Genomic DNA, 23,332 nt, shown 5'->3' on the forward strand with positions numbered 1-23,332 from the left:
AAAGCTATTTTAGCTACTCAAAATAGCCAAATCATTTGGTTTAAAACTGTGACGCTGAACAGACAATTTATTACAACCAATTAATTTAAAAAGGATTTATTGAAAATACCCGTCCTGGTTTATTTGACGCAGATCGAATTTTAACCACTTCTCGTGAAGCCTCTCACAGTTCCACAACAAAAAAGTTGTGCAAAAAACTCTCTAATACCTAAGCTAACTCGAGTTAGCAAAAATGGGTTATTCAGCCAACTGCGACAGTGGTGTTCAACATCCGCTTTTGCAGCACGGCATAAAGTGAGATGAGGAACCTCGAATGAACAAAAATAGCTTACCGAAAATTGGAATTCGTCCGGTGATTGATGGGCGCCGTATGGGTGTTCGTGAATCGCTCGAAGAGCAAACCATGAATATGGCTAAAGCCACTGCTGCGCTGATCACAGAGAAACTTCGTCACGCCTGTGGCGCACAAATTGAATGTGTGATTGCCGACACTTGCATTGCCGGGATGGCTGAATCTGCCGCCTGTGAAGAAAAATTCAGCAGCCTGAACGTAGGCGTGACGATTACTGTTACCCCATGCTGGTGCTACGGTAGCGAAACCATCGACATGGATCCGATGCGCCCGAAAGCTATCTGGGGCTTTAACGGAACAGAACGTCCCGGCGCAGTTTATCTGGCCGCAGCATTGGCTGCGCATAATCAAAAAGGACTTCCCGCCTTCTCTATTTACGGCCATGACGTACAGGATGCCGGTGACACCACGATTCCTGCCGATGTTGAAGAAAAATTGCTGCGCTTTGCCCGCGCGGGCCTGGCGGTTGCCAGTATGAAAGGCAAAAGCTACCTGTCCGTAGGCGGTGTTTCAATGGGCATTGCCGGCTCGATTGTCGATCATAACTTCTTTGAATCCTGGCTGGGAATGAAGGTTCAACCCGTTGATATGACCGAACTGCGTCGTCGCATCGACCAAAAAATCTATGACGAAGCTGAACTGGAAATGGCGCTGGCGTGGGCGGATAAAAACTTCCGCTACGGTGAAGATCAGAACGCACAGCAATATAAGCGTAACGCAGAGCAGAGCCGTGCGGTGCTGAAAGAGAGCCTACTGATGGCCATGTGCATTCGCGACATGATGCAGGGTAACCAGAAACTGGCAGACAAAGGTCGGGTTGAAGAGTCGCTGGGGTACAACGCGATTGCCGCAGGCTTCCAGGGCCAGCGTCACTGGACCGATCAATACCCGAATGGCGATACCGCAGAAGCACTGCTCAACAGCTCCTTTGACTGGAACGGCATTCGCGAACCGTTCGTTGTCGCCACCGAAAACGACAGCCTGAACGGCGTGGCGATGCTGTTTGGTCATCAACTCACCGGCACAGCGCAGGTCTTTGCCGATGTGCGCACCTACTGGTCGCCAGAGGCGGTTGAACGCGTCACGGGTAAACCGCTAACCGGCCTTGCTGAGCACGGTATTATTCACCTGATTAACTCCGGCTCGGCCGCGCTGGATGGCTCCTGCAAACAGCGCGACGGCGAAGGGAAGCCGACCATGAAGCCGCACTGGGAAATCTCACAGAAAGAGGCGGATGATTGCCTGGCGGCTACCGAATGGTGTCCGGCTATTCACGAATACTTCCGCGGCGGCGGCTATTCTTCTCGCTTCCTGACCGAGGGCGGCGTGCCGTTCACCATGACCCGCATCAACATCATCAAAGGCCTGGGCCCGGTGCTGCAAATCGCGGAAGGCTGGAGCGTGGAATTGCCGAAAGAGATGCACGACCAGCTTGATGCGCGCACCAACTCCACCTGGCCAACCACCTGGTTCGCTCCGCGCTTAACCGGTAAAGGCCCGTTCAGCGATGTCTATTCCGTCATGGCTAACTGGGGCGCAAACCACGGCGTACTGACGATAGGTCACGTGGGCGCAGACTTTATTACGCTCGCCGCCATGCTGCGTATCCCGGTTTGTATGCACAACGTGGAAGACGAAAAAATTTACCGCCCTTCAGCCTGGGCAGCCCATGGTATGGATATGGAAGGCCAGGATTATCGCGCCTGCCAGAACTACGGCCCGCTGTATAAGCGTTAATGCGACTCTGGCCCGGTGGCGCAAGCTTACCGGGCCTGCGCGGTGAATTTTGTAGGCCGGGTAAGCGCTGCGCCATCCGGCTACGTTTGGGGAGCGATTATGAAACAAGACGTTATCCTGGTTCTCGACTGTGGCGCGACCAACGTGCGGGCTATCGCCGTTGACCGACAGGGAAAGATTGTCGCCCGCGCAGCAACCCCGAACGCCAGTGACATCGCAACAGAAAACAGTACCTGGCATCAATGGTCGCTGGAGGCCATTCTGCAACGCTTCGCCGACTGCTGTCAGCGCCTCTGCACGCAACTGGCCGCCTGCCATATCCGCGGGATCGCCGTCACCACTTTTGGCGTAGACGGCGCGCTGGTTGATAAGAACGGCAAGCAGCTGTATCCGGTGATTAGCTGGAAATGCCCACGCACCGCAGCGGTGATGGAGAATATTCACCGCTACATTTCACCGCAGCAATTGCAGGAAATTTCCGGCGTCGGCGCATTTAGCTTCAACACGCTGTATAAACTGGTGTGGCTGAAAGAAAACCATCCGCAATTTCTGGAGCAGGCGCACGCCTGGTTGTTTATCTCGTCGCTTATCAACCACCGTTTAACCGGCGAGTTCACTACAGATATCACCATGGCGGGCACCAGTCAGCTGCTGGACATCCGGCAGCGCGATTTTAGTCATGACATTTTGCAGGCTACGGGCATACCGCGCCGTCTGTTCCCGCGCCTGGTTGAAGCAGGCGAACAGATTGGGGTTTTGCAACCAGAGGCTGCCAGCTTGCTCGGGCTTACGGCGGGAATTCCGGTCATCTCTGCCGGACACGACACGCAGTTTGCGCTATTTGGCGCTGGAGCCCAACCAGATGAACCGGTGCTCTCTTCCGGCACATGGGAAATTCTGATGGTGCGCAGTGCGCAGGTGGATACCTCCCAGCTCAGCCAATATGCGGGTTCCACTTGTGAGCTGGATAGCCAGGCTGGACTGAATAACCCCGGCATGCAGTGGCTGGCTTCCGGTGTACTCGAGTGGGTGCGTAAGCTGTTGTGGACTGCCGACACCCCCTGGCAGACGCTGATTGACGAAGCCAGGGCCATCCCGGCAGGCGCCGAAGGCGTGAAGATGCACTGCGACCTGCTGGCCTGTCAGAATGCGGGCTGGCAAGGGGTTACGCTCAATACCACCCGTGGGCACTTTTATCGCGCCGCGCTGGAAGGACTGACAGAACAGCTGCAGCGAAACCTCCATACGCTGGAAAAAATCGGTCATTTCCAGGCCACTGAACTGCTATTGGTTGGTGGGGGAAGCCGCAACGCGTTGTGGAATCAGATCAAAGCGAATGTTCTCGGGATACCTGTCAAAGTGCTGGATGACGCCGAAACCACCGTGGCAGGTGCCGCAATGTTTGCGTGGTCGGGCATTGGGGAATTTGCCTCACCGGAACAGGCACGCGGGCAGGTACGCTACCAGTACCGTTACTTCTATCCGCAAACCGAATCCGAACTAACAGGAGTTGAGTAACATGCTCAAAACAATATCTCCCTTAATTTCGCCCGACCTGCTGAAGGTACTGGCTGAAATGGGGCACGGCGATGAGATTATATTTTCCGATGCCCACTTCCCGGCCCACAGCATGGGACCGCAGGTTATCCGCGCCGACGGTCTATTGGTCAGCGACCTGCTACAGGCGATTATTCCGCTCTTTGAACTGGACAGCTATGCCCCACCGCTGGTGATGATGGCGGCTGTTGAAGGCGATGCCCTCGATCCTGACGTCGAGGCCCGCTATCGTCAGGCGCTTTCACTGCAAACCCCCTGCCCGGACATCACGCGTATTGACCGCTATGCCTTCTATGAACGCGCGCAACAGGCGTTTGCGATCGTTATCACAGGAGAGCGGGCAAAGTACGGGAATATTCTATTAAAAAAAGGAGTAACCCCGTAATCTCTGGTCTGAATGCCCGCCAGCTACGGGCATTCATCATATGATGAGGATCAGAACATGAAAGCGGCGCGCCAGCAGGCGATCGTAGATCTGCTTACCAACCACAAAAATCTGACAACCGAAACCCTTGCTTTGCAACTTAAGGTCAGCAAAGAGACCATCCGCCGCGATCTCAGCGAGCTACAAGCCCAGGGAAAAGTGCTGCGCAATCACGGGCGGGCCAAAGTGATTCATCGGGAAAATCAGGACAGCGGCGACCCGTTTCATATGCGACTCAAAAGCCACTATGCCCACAAAGCGAATATTGCCCGCGAAGCGCTGGCATGGATCGAAGAAGGTATGGTGATAGCCCTGGACGCCAGCTCAACGTGCTGGTACCTGGCGCGACAGTTACCGGACATCAACATTCACGTCTTTACCAACAGCCAGCCCATTTGCCAGGAATTGGCTAAACGCGAACACCTTCAGCTCATCAGCTCCGGCGGTCGCCTTGAGCGTAAATACGGTTGCTATGTTAACCCCTCGCTCATCTCGCAGCTCAAACCACTCGAGATCGATCTGTTTATTTTTTCCTGCGTAGGGATCGACAGCGACGGCGCACTCTGGGACTCTAACGCGACCAATGCCGACTTCAAGTCCATTCTGCTTAAGCGCGCAGCGCAGTCATTATTGCTGATCGATAAAAGTAAATTTAATCGTTCGGGGGAGGCCCGGATTGGGCATCTGGATGATGTGACGCATATTATTTCAGATACGCCGCTGATTGAAACAATGCAGGCCGGATGAGGCATTTACGCCTTCATCCAGCCTGCAATTTTACCTTATCGCTCGTCGCGACGACCACCAACAGCAGCCCACAGGCGACGGACGTGCACGGTGACTTCTTCACGGTCATGATACAGCTGACGCGCCTGAATCTGGGCATTTACGCCATGCTCGTCAAGCTGTGCCTGAATATAAGCCAGGTTTTGCGACACCTCTTCGTAGCGTTTTTTCATCGGCAGCTTGAGGTTGAAGATAGTCTCACGACACCAGCCGTTGACCAGCCACTGCGCCATCAGGGCGGCAACCTTCGCGGGCTTTTCCACCATGTCGCAAACCATCCACGAAATGTTATTGCGATTTGGCCGGTACTTAAATCCGTCTTCGCGCAGCCAGGTAACTTGTCCGGTATCCATCAGACTTTGCGCCATCGGACCATTATCCACGGAGTAAACCCACATGTTGCGTTTAACCAGTTGATAGGTCCAACCGCCCGGGCATGCCCCTAAATCCACCGCATACATTCCGTTAGCCAGACGTTCATCCCACTCATCGGCAGGAATAAACACGTGCAGCGCTTCTTCCAGCTTCAGTGTTGAACGGCTCGGCGCATCGGCCGGGAACTTCAGACGCGGAATGCCCATGTAGAACGGGGAGTTATTGTCAGGCCAGGAATAGCCGGTATAGCAGCAGCCAGGTGCGATAAAGAACACATGAACCACCGGACGTTTTGGCGTTTCATATTTTGCCAGCACGCCCGCTTCCCGCAGCGCCGCGCGCAGTGGTACGGTAAATTTACGGCAAAATTTAACCAACTCTTTGCTTTCATTGGTATCAGCAACTTCAACGCGCAGATCGCCGCCTTTCTCTACCACGCCCTGCAACATGCCGACAATCGGCGTAATGCGGTCTTCCGGCGGTAAATATTGCAGCAGTTCGCCCACCACAAACATTTGACGGGCAAAAATCAGCGAGCTAAACGGCAACTCTTTCACTAACTTTTCGGCATCGTCCTGCTGATAGCATTCGAAGATGACGTAACCCGCATTGTCTTTCACGCGGGCAAAACCGAAGATTTCCCGGCGTCCTGCTTTATCCGTAATTTCTGCGGCGCACTCTTTTTCAAAACCTGGGCGACACAACAATACAACCTTATTCATGGCTAACGCCCTTACGTTTCAATCGAATAGCGCCCACTAACATCAGCGCCCAGCCCACAAGGAAGCTGAAACCGCCGACGGGGGTAACAAACGCCCACAGGCGTAAATGCGAGAGCGCGAGGCAATACAGGCTGCCGCTAAACAGCACCGTTCCTAATGCCAAAAACACGCTACTCCAGTAAAACCAAATGCTAATACGCCGCTGCATGGCGACAGCCAGGCCAAATATAGCCAGCGTATGGAACGCCTGATACTCGAGGCCAGTCTGGATCCACCCCATCTCAACGACACCGAGGGTTTTACTCAGAACATGTGCCCCAAAGGCGCCCAACGCCACAAAGATAAAGCCACTTACGGCGGCAAAAATCAGCATAAAACGGCTGGTCATGTGAATACCCTACGTAAATTATTGTTCATAACGAAAGCGGAATTTTTCTTGTTCCGTGGCCGCTTTCGCCAGAATCCACTGACGGAAGGCGGCTATTTTACCCAGTTCTGCCTGACTGTCATGACAAACCAGATAAAATGCGTTTTTGCTGACCAGAACATCATTAAACGGACAGACCAGACGTCCGGCTTCTATTTCGGATTGCGCCATGACGTTATTAGCCAACGCAATTCCCTGTCCATGGATAGCAGCCTGGAGCACCATGGCGCTATGGCTGAAGATGGGTCCCTGCTGTACGTTGATATGATTCAGGCCAAGCTGGCGCGTATAGGCTTGCCAGTCACGGCGCGACGCATCGTGCAATAATGTGTGTTTCGCCAGATCTTCGGGCGTCTTTAGCGGTTTATCACCGGTGAGTAATAGCGGCGAGCAGACCGGCAATAAATATTCTGCGTACAATTTTTCAACGCGCAGACCCGGCCAGTTGCCACGTCCGTAGAAAATCGCCACATCAACATCGTCAGCCAGTTTGTCTTCCTGACGGTCCACCGCCTGGATCCTGACATCGATTCCCGGATAAGCTGAGTTAAAGCTAGAGAGTCTGGGAACCATCCATTGGATTGCAAAACTGGGCAATAAACTCACAGTGAGCGCACCTTTTGCACTGCGTGCCTGAAGTTTACGCGTCGCGTCGGTTAATTGCGAAAAAATCTCTTTGATGTCGAGAAAGTAGCTTTGGCCTTCTTCCGTTAACAGCAAAGATCGATTGCGTCGACGAAACAGCTTCAGCCCCAGGAAATCCTCAAGTGACTTGATTTGATGACTTACTGCGGCCTGCGTCACAAAAAGCTCTTCTGCTGCGCGAGTAAAGCTCAAATGACGCGCTGCAGCATCAAAAACACGCAACGCATTTAGGGGTGGTAATCGTTTTGACATGACTTTTAGGCTTTGATGTTAAATGAATTTAACAATTAACCAACAGGTTGTAACCTATTAGTTTTTTTTATCTGAGCCATTATAAATTGTCCGTTGAGGTTCTACCAGCAAATACCTATAGTGGCGGCACTTCCTGAAGCCGGAACGAAAAGTTTTATCGGAATGCGTGTTCTGGTGGGCTTTTGGCTTACGGTTGTGATGTTGTGTTGTTGTGTTTGCAATTGGTCTGCGATTCAGACCATGGTAGCAAAGCTACCCTTTTTCACTTCCTGTACATTTACCCTGTCTGTCCATAGTGATTAATGTAGCACCGCCAAATTGCGGTGCTTTTTTTTGTCCGACTCTTTGTCGATGGACGACCGGTTAGTTATCCAGTTCTACCATCTCTTTCACATCGGTACGGTTAATCTGCTGTTTGTTGCCGTTAGCGTCTTTATACGAAATCATCCCCGTTTCATCGTCGGTCTGTGGCTTGCCATCAGATACGATTGATCGACCATCATTGGTGTGCATCACGTAATTCGAACCAGAACAGGCGCTCAGGGCAAAAGTCAGCATACAAGCAGAGATAATTGCGGCAGTCTTTTTCATCTTTTTCTCCTTAAAGCGATTTATGCTATTAAAAACACACTCCGTAACAGGCTAAATTGCTCGCCTAACGGTATATAGCATAAGACACTGCGTGGACTTTGCCAGGATATCCAGAGTATTCCGATGGTTAGCACCCCCCTTGTATCAGCGCCCTTTTTGCGCCACGATCGGTTTACTGAACTGAGGAATACCATGAACGCTTTTAACCCCGCGCAGTTTCGCGCGCAATTTCCCGCACTCAACGATGCTGGCGTCTATCTCGACAGCGCTGCTACAGCACTGAAGCCACAGGCAGTGATTGAGGCCACCCATCAGTTTTATAGCCTGAGCGCCGGGAACGTCCACCGCAGCCAGTTTGCCGAAGCACAGCGCCTGACCGCACGCTATGAAGCCGCGCGGGAAAAAGTCGCAAGCCTGATTAATGCGCCGGATGACAAAACAATCGTCTGGACCCGCGGTACGACGGAAGCGATCAACATGGTTGCCCAAAGCTATGCGCGACCGCGCTTACAACCGGGTGATGAGATTATCGTTAGCGCAGCAGAGCATCATGCCAACCTCGTGCCCTGGCTGATGGTGGCGGAGCAAACGGGGGCGAAGGTCGTCAGGCTGCCGCTTAACGCCCATTTATTGCCAGACGTTGAATGCCTCACGCAACTCATCACTCCACGCAGCCGCATTCTGGCGCTTGGGCAGATGTCGAACGTTACCGGCGGTTGCCCGGATCTGGCCCGCGCCATTACGCTCGCCCATGCGGCTGGAATGGTGGTGATGGTGGATGGTGCCCAGGGGATTGTCCATTTCCCCGCCGACGTACAGCAATTAGACATTGATTTCTATGCGTTCTCGGGCCACAAGCTGTATGGCCCCACCGGCATTGGCGTGCTGTACGGTAAACCGGAACTGCTGGATGCCATGTCTCCCTGGCTCGGTGGCGGTAAAATGATTAGCGAAGTCAGTTTTGACGGTTTCACCACCCAGGCTGCTCCATGGAAGCTGGAGGCCGGTACGCCTAACGTTGCTGGCGTTATCGGGCTAAGCGCGGCGCTCGAATGGCTGGCGGACGTTGACGTGGTGCAGGCCGAAAACTGGAGCCGGGGTCTGGCGACGTTGGCAGAAGATGCGCTGGCGAAACGCCCCGGCTTTCGCTCCTTCCGCTGCCAGGACTCCAGTCTGTTAGCCTTTGATTTCGCAGGCGTTCATCACAGCGACATGGTGACGTTGCTAGCCGAATATGGCATTGCACTGCGTGCAGGACAACACTGTGCGCAACCGCTGCTGGCAGAACTGGGCGTATCCGGGACGCTACGCGCCTCATTTGCACCTTATAATACGCAAAGTGATGTAGATGCGTTGGTCGCAGCCGTTGACCGCGCGCTGGAAATATTGGTGGATTAATGACAAGCCCTCTGTTCGCCGGACACCCGTTTGGCACAACCGTAACGGAAGAGACGTTACGCAATACCTTTACCCCGCTCACCCAGTGGGAAGATAAATATCGCCAGCTGATTCTGCTGGGTAAGCAGTTGCCAGCTCTTCCTGATTCGATAAAGGCACAGGCCAAAGAGATCGCGGGCTGCGAAAACCGCGTTTGGCTGGGGCATACCCTTCATGAGAATGGTACTTTGCATTTCTTCGGCGACAGCGAAGGTCGCATTGTTCGCGGGCTGCTGGCGGTATTACTCACGGCGGTCGAAGGTAAAACTGCAGCCGAGTTACTGGCGCATTCGCCAATGGCATTATTTGACGAGCTAGGTTTACGCGCGCAGCTCAGCGCCTCGCGTACCCAGGGGCTGCATGCTCTGAACGAGGCGATTCTTGAGGCTGCCCGACAGGTTTGATGGTTGCCGGATGGCGACGCGAACGCGCCTTATCCGGCACAACACACTCAACTCTGGCGCGACGCTTTCGCCATCATCTTCTTCAGCGCGTGTGAGACTGCAACAAAGCCAAAGGTGGCGGTCACCATAGTGGCCGCGCCAAAACCGGATGCGCAATCCATTCGCTTCGGCCCTTCCGCCGTCGCTTTCATCGCACATACCGAGCCATCTGCCTGCGGGTAAACCAGCGCTTCGGTCGAGAACACACAGTCCACGCCCAACTTGCCTTTGCTGTTTTTCACCACGCCAAAATCGCTTTTCAGTCGCTCGCGTAGCTTGGCTGCCAGCGGATCCTGGATAGTTTTTGCCAAATCAACGACCTGTATCTGCGTCGGGTCGATCTGCCCTCCCGCACCACCGGTGGTCACCAGCGGAATTTTGTTACGCCGACACCAGGCGATCAGTGCCGCTTTTGGGCGCACGCTATCAATCGCATCGATGACATACGAATAACCCGCACTCATATACTCAGCAACATTATCCGGCGTGACAAAATCATCGACCACGTTCACCCGGCACTCCGGGTTAATCTGGCGGATACGTTCAGCCATCACTTCAGCTTTTGCCAGGCCGACGTTATCGCGCAGAGCATGGATCTGGCGGTTAGTATTGGTGACGCACACATCATCCATATCGATGAGCGTGATGGCACCAATACCGGTACGCGCCAGCGCTTCCGCCGCCCACGACCCTACCCCGCCAATCCCGACCACACAAACGTGCGATTGGGCAAACAACTGCAGCGCATTTTCGCCATACAGACGCGCCGTACCGCCAAAACGCTGGCGCCAGGCATCACTGATAACCACAGACATAACACCTCAAATTCATTAATATCGAGCGCCATCCGGCTATTAACCGCTGAACACGTTACCCGTACCCGGCGCTGTTTTCAGTACCCACACGCGACCGTAGTGATTATACCACCCCGCACGGTGTCCGGCGTCAGCACCAATGCCCTGATAGATATCGAAGTGTTGCCCTTTAATAGCGCCACCCACATCTAACGCCACCATCAGGCGCAGTTCGTACTGGCCGGTAAACTTGCCGTTATTGTCCAGTAACGGGACTTCCGCCAGCAATGTTGTGCCCGCCGGAATGATACTGCGGTCAGAAGCCACAGACGCGCGGCCAATCAACGGTACCGCGCTGGCCCCTTTGACCGGTGCAAAAGATTGCGGTTTAAAGAAGACAAACGATGGGTTCTGCTCCAACAGCTCACGCACTTCGGCTTCGCTGTGCGTTTCCCCCCAATGGCGAATAGCCTGCATCGACATATCTTCTTTTTTCACTTCGCCACGGTCGATAAGCACCTTACCGATGCTGCGATAGGCGTGGCCGTTTTTCCCGGAATAGCTAAAGAAGTTAAGCGGACTGCCATCGCCAAAATCGATGTAACCACTACCCTGCACATCCATAATGAAGTTATCCATCAGGGAGTTGCTGTACGCCAGAATGTAGTTGTCGCTCAGCGCACCCGCGTAAATCTCGGCACGGCTTGGTAAACGGCCACGTTTTGGCGGCATGCGATAGATAGGATACTGAAACTCGCCCTGGCGCGTATGGCGCGCCTGAATAACCGGCGTGTAATAACCGGTAAACTGGACGTTACCGTAGTTGTCCGCCCCTTCCATTTGCCAGGCATCAATACCAAACTGGCGCATACTGCGCGTATCACCGCCCGCACGTAACCACTGCTGGATAGCGTTGTAAACGTTGCTCTGGTTGCCGTACAAACGTGGCGAAGCGCTGCGAATTTGATTAACCTGCTCGGCGAAATCACCGGCATTGATTGGTGCGCCAACCGCATCAGGCTGGTTCACCAGTGAGAAAGGCTGGGTAAATTTCCCGTCTTTATACTGCTGTCCACGATCGGTGGGTTTTGAGGAACACGCGGCGAGCATCGCGACGACTGCTCCCGCCAGAAGATATTTTGCCCAACGTCCTTTCATTGTTCTCGTCTTATGTTGCCTGAATGCGAGACGAAGATAACAAACCCCCGAACCTAATGAAATGCGTATACATACCCGAACGCAAATTTTGAGCAAAAAACAATCCAGAATGCGTTGTTTTTGTTCATTTTCACCTTAAAAACGTGATCAAGGTGAAAAAAGGGTTGCATGAAAATGCGAGCAGAGTATAGTGCGCATCCACGGACGCGGGGTGGAGCAGCTTGGTAGCTCGTCGGGCTCATAACCCGAAGGTCGTCAGTTCAAATCTGGCCCCCGCAACCAATTAAAATTTGATGAAATAAAAGCAGTACGGTGACGCGGGGTGGAGCAGCCTGGTAGCTCGTCGGGCTCATAACCCGAAGGTCGTCGGTTCAAATCCGGCCCCCGCAACCAACATTATAAACACCCTAAAGGGTGTTTTTTTGTATCTGCGGTCCATAAAAAAAAGCGCTTTTCAGCGCTTTTTTGTTATCCCCTTCTCGCCAGCGTCGCACCATCGGCAAAGTAGGATTTGATCCCCGCCAGAATCGACTCTGCAACTTCCTGCTGGAAGGTCGCAGTTTTGAGCTTGCGCTCTTCCTCAACGTTACTGATAAATGCGGTTTCCACCAGAATAGACGGAATATCCGGCGCTTTAAGTACCGCAAACCCGGCTTGTTCAACTTGGTTCTTATGCAGATTGTTAACTTTACCGAGCTTATTCAATACCGCTTTACCAAACTTTAGGCTGTCGGCGATGGTCAGCGATTGCACCATGTCGAACATGGTATGGTCGACGTAGCGATCGCCGCTCTTGCTGACGCCGCCAATCAAATCCGAGGCGTTCTGAGTTTGCGCCAGATATTTCGCGGCGGTGCTGGTCGCCCCTTTGGTCGAGAGCGCAAATACCGACGAACCTCTGGGCTGTCGACTGGTAAATGCATCGGCGTGAATAGAGACAAACAGGTCTGCACGCTGCTTCTGCGCTTTCGCCACGCGGACTTTAAGCGGAATGAAGATATCTTCATTTCGCGTCATAAAGACCTTCATGTTGCCCTCTTTCTCTATGAGGGCTCGCAGACGTCGGGCAATCTGCAGCACCACATCTTTTTCACGCGTCTTGTATTTCCCCACCGCACCGGAGTCCTCTCCGCCATGTCCTGGGTCGAGCATAATGACAATGGGACGATCGCGCCCCGCTTTACCCGGCTGCGGGCCACTTTGCGCAGGCGGCACCTGTTTGTCCAGATCGCCCTTGTTGTATTCTTCCAGCAACGCCAGCAGCGGATCCTGAACATCCTGGGCATTCGCAGGATAGAGATCCATCACCAGACGTTCTTTAAAGCCCGCCACCGGAGCCAGCGCAAAAAGTTGCGGCTTCACATTCTGTTTCAGCTCGAACACCATCCGCACGGTCTGTGGGTCAAACTGCCCGACGCGCGCCGATTTAATATACGGATCGTCAGGACGGATCTGCGCACCCATGCCCTTGAGCACCGAGTTCAAATTAACGCCTTCAATATCCACAACCACACGCTCAGGATTACTCAGGGCAAACTGTTTGTATTTCAGCAGACGGTTAGATTCTACCGTGACGCGGGTATAGCTGGACGCTGGCCAGACACGTACGGCAACGACCTGACTCATGGCAGCCAGACCAACCTGGCTGACGCTCAAAAGCCACATAGCACCCGCACCTTTCAGTAAACGGCGGCGACTGATTGCTGAATTGGATCCCGACATGCTTCTCCCGAGCAAAAAGAAATCTTTATTGAGGTAATACGTAAAACGTCTGAATTGACCGGAAACTTTAGCGAATGACGCATAATCTGTCATCTATAAAAGGGTAAACATTCTTTTTATATTCACGGCATTACTGAGAAAAATCTTCGGCATGGGTAAAAATTACGCTTGCGCACAGCGTTAAAACAGAATAAAAATACATAAATTACGAATAATCATGCAATGAGGGTGTGCCGTGGTGAAGGAGCGTAGAACCGAACTGGTACAGGGATTCCGCCATTCTGTTCCCTATATCAATACCCATCGGGGAAAGACGTTTGTCATTATGCTGGGCGGCGAAGCCATCGAGCATGAAAACTTTTCCAGTATCGTCAATGACATTGGCCTTCTTCATAGCCTCGGCATCCGCCTTGTCGTGGTCTATGGCGCACGACCGCAGATTGATGCCAATCTTGCGGCATATCATCATGAACCGGTGTACCACAAGAATACGCGCGTTACCGACGCTAAAACCCTGGAGCTGGTCAAACAGGCGGCAGGGTTACTTCAGCTTGATATTACCGCCCGCCTGTCAATGAGCCTGAATAATACGCCATTGCAGGGGGCGCACATCAATGTGGTCAGCGGTAATTTTATTATCTCCCAGCCGCTGGGCGTTGATGACGGCGTGGATTACTGCCATAGCGGACGTATTCGTCGTATTGATGAAGATGCCATTCACCGGCAGTTAGACAGTGGCGCGATTGTGCTGATGGGTCCGGTCGCCGTTTCCGTCACCGGTGAGAGCTTTAACCTGACTTCAGAAGAGGTCGCCACGCAGTTGGCTATCAAACTGAAGGCAGAGAAAATGATCGGCTTTTGCTCCTCTCAGGGCGTCACCAACGATGATGGCGATATTATTTCCGAGCTGTTTCCTAACGAAGCCCAGGCGCGCGTTGAGTTGCAGGAAGAGAAAGGCGATTACAGCTCCGGCACAGTGCGCTTCCTGCGTGGGGCAGTGAAAGCCTGTCGCAGTGGGGTACGGCGCTGCCATCTGATCAGCTATCAGGAAGATGGCGCATTGCTGCAGGAACTGTTCTCCCGTGACGGGATCGGTACGCAGATCGTAATGGAAAGCGCCGAGCAGATCCGCCGCGCAACCATTAACGATATCGGCGGGATTCTGGAGCTGATCCGCCCGCTGGAGCAGCAAGGCATTCTGGTACGTCGCTCCCGCGAACAACTGGAAATGGAGATCGACAAATTCACGATTATTCAGCGCGATAACCTAACCATCGCCTGCGCCGCTCTGTACCCGTTCCCGGAGGAGAGAATTGGCGAAATGGCGTGCGTGGCGGTGCATCCGGACTACCGTAGCTCGTCGCGCGGGGAAGTGTTGCTGGAGCGGATCGCCGCGCAGGCCCGGCAAATGGGACTGAGCAAACTGTTCGTGCTTACCACGCGCAGCATTCACTGGTTCCAGGAACGTGGTTTCACGCCGGTGGATATCGATCTGCTGCCGGAAAGCAAGAAAGAGATGTACAACTATCAGCGGCGGTCAAAGGTGCTGATGGCGGATTTGGGGTAGTGGTCGTTGCCGGATGCGGTATAAATGCCTTATCCGGCAACGAATTTTATTGATTAAACAACGCCGACAATCCGCTGCGACGTTCGGTGCGGGTGGCAATGGCGTTACTTAATATCCGCTCATCGGCATACAGTGACAGACGCCGGCGCGCGCGGGTGACAGCGGTATAGACCAGCTCGCGGGTAACCACGGGTGAATGCTGACTGGGTAAAATCAATGCCGCATGGTCAAACTCAGATCCCTGTGATTTGTGCACGGTCATTGCCCAGGTGGTTTCATGTTCAGGTAAGCGACTGGGCTGGACTGATTTGATAGAACCGTCCGGCAGCGCAAACCACACCCTCAGGCCCTGTCCACGATCGAGGGCAATGCCGATATCACCGTTAAATAATCCCAGCGAACTGTCATTGCGCGCGATCATCACCGGTCTTCCCTCATACCAGCGGCTATGCGTTGAACGATGAATTTTACGTTTTTGCGCCATCACCTGCTCAAGGCGTTCATTCAAACCACCCACGCCAAACGGACCTTCACGCAGGGCACACAACAACTGATACTCATTGAAGGCCTGAATGACGGCATCCGGCTCAGCGCCCTCTCGCAGTAAATCCAGATAGTGCCCATAACCCGCCAGCGCCTCATCCAACATCGCGGCGTAATCTTCGCTGCTATGTAGCGTGCGTTTTTCAATGTCGCTAAACCCCTGCTGGAAGACCGTTTTAAGCGCGGCTTTGTCACCACGATTAATCGCAGCAGCCAACTGACCGATTCCGGAATCGCTACCGAAACGGTAACTCTTTTGCAGCAGACACAAACTGTCGCGCAAAGCGGCGGCCTGAGTTCCCAGACCTGCCGGAATAGCGCTTCCGGTCAGACGACTGAGCTGGCGGGCGCGTTCCGGGGTAAACCCGTCACCGACGAAAGCACAGATATCCCCCAGCACCGCCCCCGCTTCGACGGAAGCGAGCTGGTCACGATCGCCAAGAAAAATCACCCGCCCGTGCGGCGGCAGCGCATCGATAAGGCGCGACATCATCGGCAAATCAATCATCGAGGCTTCATCCACCACCAGCACATCCAGATGCAGCGGGTTTCCCGCATGATGGCGCAGGCGCTGACTGCCTGGCTGAGCGCCTAATAATCGATGCAACGTACTGGCGTCATCGGGAATGCGTTTCTTTTGCTCTTCGGTTAACGGCAGTTCTCGTAGCGCTGCGCCCAGCGAGGCAGTCAGGCGCGCTGCCGCCTTTCCAGTAGGAGCCGCCAGGCGAATACGGCAGCGTTCTCCCTCCGCCATCTGAATCAACGCCGCCAAAAGCCTCGCAACTGTTGTCGTTTTTCCGGTCCCCGGCCCGCCGGAGATCACCGATATACGACGGGTCAACGCCACCGCAGCGGCCACTTTTTGCCAGTTAACACCTTCCGCTGGTGGAAACAACGCCGCCAGCGTGTGGGTCAGCCGTTGTTCATCCACCTCAATGGCGTGGTTAACTTCACTGAAAAAGCGAGCCACCGCCCGTTCGTTATGCCACATCCGGTTCAGATACAAGCGATCGCTGTGCAGCACCAGCGGCGTGGGTTGCTCACCACGGCTTACCGCCCCGGAGGCCAGCAGACATTCCGTCCAGTCTTCAGGCTCCCCCACTTCAGCGAGCCAGGCGCTTAAAAGGGGATGGGCATCCTCGCTCAGGGATAACCGTGAAAGTGGTAAGCAGACGTGCCCTTCTCCTGCTTCACGACTGAGCAACGCCGCCGCCAGCGCAACGGCAGGGTTGTCATTTCCGGCAACCGCCAGCGCAAACTGGGCATCCAGAGGCCGGAGCTGTTTTTGCTCCACAGCTTCCAGTAATCGTTTCTGGATTGTCATGACATCTCCTCCAGTGGCGCACCGACAAACATCTCGTCCATCAAGGCGATTAACTCCCCGTCAGGTCGGGTCGCGTAAATTCCCTGTTGCGGATTTTCACTGTCAATGCCACGCAAGAAGAGATAAATAACGCCGCCAAAATGGCGTTCATAATCATAATCAGCAATGCGATGGCGCAAGTAGCGATGCAGCGCCAGGGTATAAAGTTGATACTGCAGGTCGTAGCGATGCGCCTGCATGGCAGAGGCCATCGCCTGCTGCGTATACGCTGAGCTGTCTTCCCCCAGCCAGTTCGATTTGTAATCGAGAAGGTAATAACGCCCCTGGTGGCGGAAAACCAGGTCAATAAATCCTTTCAGCATGCCGCGTACCTGCATAAATTCCAACGCAGGGCACCCCGCGGAGAGCGGATCGTATTGGCGAATTAACGCATCAAGTTGGCTAGCCATCAGCGGCTGCGAAATCGGCAGGTAAAACTCCATCTCCACCTGTTTTTCACGCGCGGAAAGATGGCTCAAACTCACGCCCGTCTCGTTGAGAGGCGCCTGCAAAATGGCATCCAGCCATTCGGTCAAAACCGGCGTCCAGTGCGCGTCATAACCGCCCAACGCCAGTTTTTCCTCGACCCAACTCGGATCTACCGGTTGAGTAAAGTCGAGATCTTCAAACAGGCTATGCAAGAATGTACCTGGCGAAGCGCCGCGCGGGAACTGATGCGGTGTAAGCCCTGACTCTTCAATAACCTCACCAACGCCTGCGGCATCAATATCCAGTCGCGGGATCAGATCCTGCGCGATTCCATGCCCACGCTGTTGCAGACCGGAATAACTGGTCACGCGCCAGCTATCGCCGGGCGTACGCTGCAGTATTTTCGCACTCAGTTCGCAGATAACAGCCTGCGCAACTTGCCAGCGTTCACCGTCAGGCTGCGCAGGCGTCTGGCAGGCAATATCATCACTGCACAACGCTTCAATCGCACTACGCAGACCCGCGGCATCCATCGGCTCACCTTTTTGCAACAGGCGACCAAGGGCGCTGTGATGCACATCGGTATCCCCTTTTTTATCGCCCCGACGTCGCACCAACGGCGCCACGCCAAGGCTGCAGTGCCATACCGAACGGGTTAGCGCGACATAGAGCAAACGCAGGTCTTCCGCCAAACGTTCCGCTTCAGCCAGCTCAACGCTCTCCTCGGCATCGCTGAGATCCAGCACGGCTTCAAAAGAGCTGCGATCGTGGTAGAAAGCCTGATCCTGGACGCGGAAATTCGTGATAAACGGCAACCAGACCAGCGGATACTCCAGCCCTTTAGATTTATGGATAGTGACGATTTTGACCAGATGCTTGTCGCTTTCCAGCCTGAGCTGCTGGCTGGACGCGTTGCTGTCGGGTTCAAGAATATGCTGGGACAGCCAGCGCACCAGCGCATGCTCGCTTTCCAGCTGCGAGCCCGCTTCCTGCAACAGTTCGCTGATATGTAAAATATCGGTCAGGCGGCGTTCGCCCCCCGCCGTCGCCAGCAGGTTTTCCGCAATCTGGCGGGTTGTCATCAGCGCGCGCAGCATCGGCATCACGCCGCGTTTATGCCAGATCTGACGATAGCCATCAAACTCTTCGACCACCGCATCCCAGGCATTTTCGTCGTTATTTAAGGCTTCAAGATCCTGCGCATTCAGCCCCATCATTGAGGTCGCCAGCGCGCTACGCAGCGTGTTCTCACGCTCCGGCGTCATCACCGCCTGCAGCACCCACAGCAACTCCCGCGCTTCCAGCGTTTCAAATACGCTGTCACGGTTGGAAAGGTAGACGGAGGGAATTGCCAGCTGCGTCAGCGCATCACGGACCAGTGCCGCCTCCTGGCGGCTACGAACCAGTACGCTGATATCCGACGCGCGTACCGGACTGGATGTTTTACCACTGACCAGTTGCGCAGCGCCAGACTGCCCGGCCTTAAGCCAGTCGCGAATTTGCGTGGCGCACACCTGGGCCATGTAGTTCTGATAATCGCCTACGCCGCAGCTTTCCCCTTCCATCAGCCACATGCTCATGGCTGGCTGTGTCTCACCATGTAAAACAAACCGAAACGACTGGTTTTTTTCTGCAAATTTTACCGGGCTAAAGGGGATTTCGCGGAACATAAAGGCGTCATCCATCTGGCTGAAAAGCGTATTTACGCTATTGACCATGCCGGGGGCCGAACGCCAGTTGGTATCGAGCGTATAGTGTGCGCTGACCTCGCTGCGCGCCTTCATATAGGTGAAGATATCCGCGCCGCGGAACGCGTAAATCGCCTGTTTTGGGTCGCCAATCAGCAGCAGTGCGGTATCCGGCTGATGCTGCCAGATCCGGCGAAAAATACGGTACTGCTGCGGATCGGTATCCTGAAATTCATCGATCATCGCGACCGGAAAACGAGTACGGATAGCCGTCGCCAGGGCATCGCCGCTTTCACTGCGCAACGCCGCATCCAGACGGCTGAGCATATCGTCAAAGCCTAGCTCACCGCGGCGTCGTTTCTCCTCGGCAACCGCCGAACGGATCTCCGCCAGCGCCCGGGTGATCACCAGATCGCGGAGAGTTAACGGTTCGCTAAGCAGTTCATCAATAGCGACAAACAGCGGGTGCTGAGGGGTTATTCCGCCCGCTTTAGTGCGCTCTTCCAGAAAACGCTGTGAGAATTTCTCCAGCGCGTCAGGAAGCTGATAACTTTGGGTTTGTTCTTGCGCCCATGCGCTGATCTTTTCGATCCACTTACCCTGGTTACCACGGTTAAATTTACGCCGGTCGATCCCGGAGGCTTCCAGCAGGCCATCCAGCTCATCAACGGAATCACGCCATTGCTGCTTGATCTGGTTAATGCGCGTGAGAATTTGTTCGTGCCGGGAAGCCAGCGTTTCGTCATCAGACGGCGGAGCCTTGATGACCGGCGCTTCCCCCTGCAGATAGCGATCGATGTCTCTCAGCAGAGCCTGCGGTCCTTTCCACGTTTCAAAAATCACCTGCGCAATGTCGCGGGGTAGCGGATAGCAGTGCCGACGCCAGAAGTCCGCACAGGCCTGATAGCGCAGCAGCGATTCATCTTCTATCAGTTGCTGTTCGAACAGCATGCCTGATTCAAAGGCGTTGAGACTGAGCATACGCTGACAAAAGCCGTGGATGGTAAACACCGCCGCTTCATCCATCTGTCTTTCAGCCAATAGCAGCCAGTGAGCGGCCTGTTTTTTATCGGCGATTTCATCTAACAAACGGGCATATAGCGGGTTGTCGGTCTTTTCACGCAGGCAGGCAATTCGCAGTTCATGAATGTTGCTACGAATTCGACCGCGCAACTCTTCGGTGGCTGCCTCGGTGAAGGTGACCACGAGCAGTTCTTCAACGGTCAGAGGACGAGGAAAGGCGGCAGAGCCGCCCAGTCCAAGCAGTAAACGTAAATACAGGGCGGCGATGGTAAAGGTTTTACCGGTGCCCGCAGAGGCTTCAATCAGGCGCTCGCCCGTCAGGGGCAAGCGCAGTGGATCAAGGGACTCAGCGGCATCATTCATTCTTATCACTCATCAGGGGTAAGGTTTGCTGCAACGCGCTGACGGTCTGCCACACTTTCCAGCCTTCCGGGTGCACATATTCTGCTTTCCCGTTCTGACTGCCGGAAACCTGTGATAGTATCGCCATGCCTTGCGGCTCAACCACCGCCTGATGGAAGAAGTCGGCAAGTTTTTGCGGCGTCAGCAGTTTAATCTGAGCCACTATTTTATCACGTGAATCGAAGCGCATATTGCCGCGATCAAAATCTTTGCTTAACTGTGAGGCTTCTTCCCCCAGCGTTTGCGGCGCCTGCAGCATTTGCGCAATAATCGCCTGCTGAATTTGCGCAAACTCTTCAGGTTTCATCGCCCGCAGCTTCGCTTCCGCCGTCGGGAAGAACGCTTTATAACGCTCCCAAAGGTAAGACGGCTGCTTATCATTGCTTTGCAGCAGGAACCCCATTCCCCACTGACGGCCAATACTCATTGGGAAAGCAAATACAGCGTAGCCTAACTGCTCTTCAGTACGCAGTTGATTGTAGAACCACGGCTGAACAATCTGCCCTAACATGGCGCTGTAGGCTGAACTAGCGTATTCATCGTATCCGGTTGGCACAAATACCGCCGCCAGCGCGGAGTCCGTGCTACTGCCTGCTTTTTCAAAGATGACGGACTGCTTCTTGTCCACAACCACATCTTTATTGCGACACCACTGTGACCCGTTAGCGCCAAGCTGTTGTTGGATATCCCGCGCCATGGTCGTCGCCTGAGCGGCGCTCATATTACCAATTACCAGGAATTCAGGCCGCGCACCGGTTTTTAAGGCGTCGCGGTACGCCATCACCTCTTTCAGGGTGATGGAAGGCAGTAGCTTACGGCGCTCATCGCGTGAGAAGTACGGCACCTGAGAAAGCATTTGCACTGGCATAATTGCCTGATCGTAGGCTTTACCCTTCTCTGCAGAATCCATCATCTGGGCATACCAGGATTTCGCCTGTTCCAGCTGTTCATCCGTTGAGGTGTAGCTGAAATAGCCGCTCAGCAGCGCCTGAAAAAGCTGCGGCAGACGTTGGGTATAGCCGTTGGCGTTAAGCATCAACCCATTGTTAGCGTTGGTAGAGAAACCAATTCCACCTACCGACGCCTGGTTGCTTAACTGATCGAGCGCAATCCCCGCCAGGTAATCGTTAAGTGCGAATAATACCTGGTTGCGAGCGCTGTCCATGGCCTTCGGGTTACGCAGGATCACGCTGACGTCAGCCTTCGGCTCACTGGCAAAATACTGGCTCGGCGCATACACCACGCGTAGATCCGGCTCATCAACGATCAGTTCCGGGTGCGCGTATTTTTTATCCGTTTTAATCAGCGTGAAATCATCCGGAATGTAGGGGTTCAACTCCGGTAACGACAGCGCAATGCCCTGCGCTTTTTGCTGCCAGTCGGCAAAGGTTTTGTCGCTGATTTTATCCACCTGGTAAGGCGCATCGACAAAATAAGCGGTTTTATTATGCGGTTCTTTCGCACTGATATACCAGATACGCGCATTCTGTGGCGTCATCATTGCCAGGCGTTGCTCAACGGCTTTCACATCGTACTGGTCGGCAATATTCACCGCATCCAGCGTATGTTCGACAGGAACGCGGATCATGGTATCAGCCAGCCATTCCACGTAGTCCATATCACGGGTGATGGAGGGATAACGGAAATCGAGATCCAGTACGTGCGCCAGTTCGTCAAAATAGCGTTTATCGACGCCTTTATCGCGTAACAGATTGAGATAACTGAAAATTGCCGCAACAACTTCATCGCGATTCGCCAGCCCTTTGTCGGTTAACGTCGCGGAAATGGCTAACACGCCGCTGTTCCCATTGACCACCGGATCGGAATCCGCACGAATACCTTCAACCAGTCCCTGCTTTTGCAGCCAGTCAGACAACGTGCCAGGGCTACGATTACCAATCAGATAGGTCACCAGCTCATCGGTTTTACTGCGGAACTGCGCGCTGTTGTTATCGATACGAAACTCGACGCGCAGTACTTTACGCGGCATTGCCGGAACATAGTGGATGATGACGCCCTTTTGCGCGTCGGTGACTACCGGTACGGTAATTTCAGGCTTTACGATATTTCTGTTCGGTACGCGTCCAAAGGTGTCAGCAGCTATCCGCGCCAGCTCTGGCAGCGGCTTATTGCTATAAATCACCGCCTTCATCAGGTTCGCGGAGTAGTACTTTTCATGAAATTTTTGTAATGCCTGCACCACCGGGTTTCCCGGTTTATCGCTTAATGTCTCGAGATTTCCGCCGGAGAAACGCGAGCCAGGGTGCGCCGGGTTGATGGTCTCAGCACTCACCTGCGCCATACGCATCCCGTCTCGGGTACGCGCCAGCGTCAGCTCGGAGTTAACCGCGTTACGCTCACGATCGGCATATTTTTTATCCAGCAACGGATCGGCAATAGCGTCCGCCAGGCGATCCACCGCCCCCACCAACGCGTCGTTTTCGACTTCAAGATAGAAGGCCGTACGGTAAGGCGCGGTGCTGGCATTGTGGCTGCCGCCGTGCATTTTCAGGAATTCAGCCAGACTGTCCGGCTGTGGGTATTTTTTCGAGCCCATCAGACACATGTGTTCGAGATAATGCGCCAGCCCCTGATGCTCGTCCGGATCTTCCAGCGAGCCCACGGGAACCACCAGTGCAGAAAGGGATTTCACGGCCTGAGGATCGGATACCAGCAACACGACCATGCCGTTATCAAGGCGCACGGCCTGATACTGGCGGGTGTCTTTATCGCTTTTACGGATGGTTTCAGCTAAAGGCTGCCAACCGGTATCTGCCTGACTTACGGGAACCCAAAGGGCGACGAACAACAGTAATGCGCTGAACCAGGTGCTGCGGGGCATTCACAAACCTCATCATTAACGTATTCACCTGTTCACAGCAAAGCACGCATAAA

At 54.1% G+C, this 23,332-nt stretch carries 17 protein-coding genes and 2 tRNA genes; 9 read left to right on the forward strand and 10 right to left on the reverse strand.

Annotation, left to right across the window (positions count from 1 at the left end; all coding sequences use genetic code 11):
• Positions 1-313 precede the first annotated feature (313 nt).
• The 4 genes from fucI (at position 314) to fucR (ending at position 4,817) form a co-directional block, all read left to right on the forward strand.
• Entirely contained in the window at positions 314-2,089 is a 1,776-nt protein-coding gene (gene fucI / locus N0B36_RS13085) for an L-fucose isomerase (protein WP_047357907.1), read from the forward strand.
• Positions 2,090-2,188: 99 nt separating this feature from the next.
• Positions 2,189-3,607 carry an L-fuculokinase gene (fucK, locus tag N0B36_RS13090; RefSeq protein WP_259688468.1) on the forward strand — a complete coding sequence of 473 codons (1,419 nt, stop codon included), beginning with the start codon at positions 2,189-2,191 and terminating at the stop codon, positions 3,605-3,607.
• A gap of 1 nt (position 3,608) precedes the next feature.
• Positions 3,609-4,031, forward strand: a complete 423-nt coding sequence (gene fucU / locus N0B36_RS13095; protein ID WP_019077593.1) for an L-fucose mutarotase — start codon at positions 3,609-3,611, stop codon at positions 4,029-4,031.
• 57 nt (positions 4,032-4,088) lie between these two features.
• Positions 4,089-4,817, forward strand: coding sequence for an L-fucose operon activator (gene fucR, locus N0B36_RS13100; RefSeq protein WP_094760837.1), 729 nt, complete (start codon positions 4,089-4,091; stop codon positions 4,815-4,817).
• A 35-nt stretch (positions 4,818-4,852) separates the two neighbouring features.
• Here the strand turns inward: fucR and rlmM are convergent, their stop codons facing one another.
• From rlmM to N0B36_RS13120, 4 genes are all read right to left on the reverse strand, one after another.
• Entirely contained in the window at positions 4,853-5,953 is a 1,101-nt protein-coding gene (gene rlmM, locus N0B36_RS13105) for a 23S rRNA (cytidine(2498)-2'-O)-methyltransferase RlmM (RefSeq protein WP_003034040.1), read from the reverse strand.
• Entirely contained in the window at positions 5,946-6,341 is a 396-nt protein-coding gene (locus tag N0B36_RS13110) for a DUF423 domain-containing protein (protein WP_003034037.1), read from the reverse strand. Before N0B36_RS13110 ends, rlmM begins: the two co-directional genes overlap by 8 nt.
• Positions 6,342-6,359: 18 nt before the next feature.
• A complete protein-coding gene (gcvA, locus tag N0B36_RS13115; protein ID WP_016154260.1) occupies positions 6,360-7,277 on the reverse strand; it encodes a glycine cleavage system transcriptional regulator GcvA in 918 nt (305 codons plus the stop codon).
• 363 nt (positions 7,278-7,640) lie between these two features.
• A complete protein-coding gene (locus N0B36_RS13120; RefSeq protein ID WP_259688469.1) occupies positions 7,641-7,868 on the reverse strand; it encodes a YgdI/YgdR family lipoprotein in 228 nt (75 codons plus the stop codon).
• 192 nt (positions 7,869-8,060) lie between these two features.
• Here N0B36_RS13120 and csdA point away from each other — a divergent pair, with 192 nt between their 5' ends.
• Together csdA and csdE are read left to right on the forward strand one after the other, a co-directional pair.
• Positions 8,061-9,266 carry a cysteine desulfurase CsdA gene (gene csdA, locus N0B36_RS13125; RefSeq protein WP_153690054.1) on the forward strand — a complete coding sequence of 402 codons (1,206 nt, stop codon included), beginning with the start codon at positions 8,061-8,063 and terminating at the stop codon, positions 9,264-9,266.
• Positions 9,266-9,709: a cysteine desulfurase sulfur acceptor subunit CsdE gene (csdE, locus tag N0B36_RS13130; RefSeq protein ID WP_259688470.1), complete on the forward strand. Its 444-nt coding sequence runs from the start codon at positions 9,266-9,268 to the stop codon at positions 9,707-9,709. The genes csdA and csdE overlap by 1 nt, the downstream gene beginning before the upstream one ends.
• Positions 9,710-9,756: 47 nt before the next feature.
• Here the strand turns inward: csdE and tcdA are convergent, their stop codons facing one another.
• Positions 9,757-10,563: a tRNA cyclic N6-threonylcarbamoyladenosine(37) synthase TcdA gene (gene tcdA / locus N0B36_RS13135; RefSeq protein WP_103766717.1), complete on the reverse strand. Its 807-nt coding sequence runs from the start codon at positions 10,561-10,563 to the stop codon at positions 9,757-9,759.
• Between the two features lie 39 nt (positions 10,564-10,602).
• Positions 10,603-11,700, reverse strand: coding sequence for a murein transglycosylase A (gene mltA, locus N0B36_RS13140; protein WP_019077597.1), 1,098 nt, complete (start codon positions 11,698-11,700; stop codon positions 10,603-10,605).
• Positions 11,701-11,905: 205 nt separating this feature from the next.
• Between mltA and N0B36_RS13145 the strand changes: the two genes are divergently transcribed.
• Both N0B36_RS13145 and N0B36_RS13150 read left to right on the forward strand, forming a co-directional pair.
• Positions 11,906-11,982 (forward strand) — tRNA-Met (locus tag N0B36_RS13145).
• A gap of 34 nt (positions 11,983-12,016) precedes the next feature.
• Positions 12,017-12,093, forward strand: a tRNA-Met gene (locus N0B36_RS13150).
• A gap of 75 nt (positions 12,094-12,168) precedes the next feature.
• Here N0B36_RS13150 and amiC read toward each other — a convergent pair.
• Positions 12,169-13,422 carry an N-acetylmuramoyl-L-alanine amidase AmiC gene (gene amiC, locus N0B36_RS13155; RefSeq protein ID WP_259688471.1) on the reverse strand — a complete coding sequence of 418 codons (1,254 nt, stop codon included), beginning with the start codon at positions 13,420-13,422 and terminating at the stop codon, positions 12,169-12,171.
• Between the two features lie 235 nt (positions 13,423-13,657).
• On the opposite strand from amiC, the gene argA reads away from it, so the two are divergent.
• Positions 13,658-14,989, forward strand: coding sequence for an amino-acid N-acetyltransferase (argA, locus tag N0B36_RS13160; RefSeq protein WP_259688472.1), 1,332 nt, complete (start codon positions 13,658-13,660; stop codon positions 14,987-14,989).
• Positions 14,990-15,035: 46 nt separating this feature from the next.
• Here argA and recD read toward each other — a convergent pair whose 3' ends face one another.
• The 3 genes from recD to ptrA are packed head-to-tail and all read right to left on the reverse strand — an operon-like array spanning position 15,036 to position 23,279.
• The gene (gene recD / locus N0B36_RS13165; protein ID WP_259688473.1) at positions 15,036-16,856 is read right to left on the reverse strand and encodes an exodeoxyribonuclease V subunit alpha; all 1,821 of its coding nucleotides are present in this window, start codon (positions 16,854-16,856) and stop codon (positions 15,036-15,038) included.
• Positions 16,853-20,398 (reverse strand): exodeoxyribonuclease V subunit beta, encoded by a 3,546-nt coding sequence (recB, locus tag N0B36_RS13170; protein WP_259688474.1) that lies wholly within the window; start codon positions 20,396-20,398, stop codon positions 16,853-16,855. The genes recD and recB overlap by 4 nt, the downstream gene beginning before the upstream one ends.
• Complete coding sequence (gene ptrA, locus N0B36_RS13175) at positions 20,391-23,279, reverse strand: pitrilysin (RefSeq protein ID WP_049282203.1); 2,889 nt, start codon at positions 23,277-23,279, stop codon at positions 20,391-20,393. Before ptrA ends, recB begins: the two co-directional genes overlap by 8 nt.
• Positions 23,280-23,332 lie beyond the last annotated feature (53 nt).

Origin of the sequence: Citrobacter sp. XY323, assembly GCF_025106035.1 — a bacterium.
GTDB classification, from domain to species: Bacteria; Pseudomonadota; Gammaproteobacteria; order Enterobacterales; family Enterobacteriaceae; genus Citrobacter; species Citrobacter braakii.

Excerpts from the sequence above, each read along its gene's own strand:
- fucI (WP_047357907.1), top strand. The coding sequence starts at position 314 with ATGAACAAAAATAGCTTACCGAAAATTGGAATTCGTCCGGTGATTGAT.
- fucK (WP_259688468.1), top strand. The coding sequence starts at position 2,189 with ATGAAACAAGACGTTATCCTGGTTCTCGACTGTGGCGCGACCAACGTG.
- fucU (WP_019077593.1), top strand. The coding sequence starts at position 3,609 with ATGCTCAAAACAATATCTCCCTTAATTTCGCCCGACCTGCTGAAGGTA.
- fucR (WP_094760837.1), top strand. The coding sequence starts at position 4,089 with ATGAAAGCGGCGCGCCAGCAGGCGATCGTAGATCTGCTTACCAACCAC.
- rlmM (WP_003034040.1), bottom strand. The coding sequence starts at position 5,953 with ATGAATAAGGTTGTATTGTTGTGTCGCCCAGGTTTTGAAAAAGAGTGC.
- N0B36_RS13110 (WP_003034037.1), bottom strand. The coding sequence starts at position 6,341 with ATGACCAGCCGTTTTATGCTGATTTTTGCCGCCGTAAGTGGCTTTATC.
- gcvA (WP_016154260.1), bottom strand. The coding sequence starts at position 7,277 with ATGTCAAAACGATTACCACCCCTAAATGCGTTGCGTGTTTTTGATGCT.
- N0B36_RS13120 (WP_259688469.1), bottom strand. The coding sequence starts at position 7,868 with ATGAAAAAGACTGCCGCAATTATCTCTGCTTGTATGCTGACTTTTGCC.
- csdA (WP_153690054.1), top strand. The coding sequence starts at position 8,061 with ATGAACGCTTTTAACCCCGCGCAGTTTCGCGCGCAATTTCCCGCACTC.
- csdE (WP_259688470.1), top strand. The coding sequence starts at position 9,266 with ATGACAAGCCCTCTGTTCGCCGGACACCCGTTTGGCACAACCGTAACG.
- tcdA (WP_103766717.1), bottom strand. The coding sequence starts at position 10,563 with ATGTCTGTGGTTATCAGTGATGCCTGGCGCCAGCGTTTTGGCGGTACG.
- mltA (WP_019077597.1), bottom strand. The coding sequence starts at position 11,700 with ATGAAAGGACGTTGGGCAAAATATCTTCTGGCGGGAGCAGTCGTCGCG.
- amiC (WP_259688471.1), bottom strand. The coding sequence starts at position 13,422 with ATGTCGGGATCCAATTCAGCAATCAGTCGCCGCCGTTTACTGAAAGGT.
- recD (WP_259688473.1), bottom strand. The coding sequence starts at position 16,856 with ATGACAATCCAGAAACGATTACTGGAAGCTGTGGAGCAAAAACAGCTC.
- recB (WP_259688474.1), bottom strand. The coding sequence starts at position 20,398 with ATGAATGATGCCGCTGAGTCCCTTGATCCACTGCGCTTGCCCCTGACG.
- ptrA (WP_049282203.1), bottom strand. The coding sequence starts at position 23,279 with ATGCCCCGCAGCACCTGGTTCAGCGCATTACTGTTGTTCGTCGCCCTT.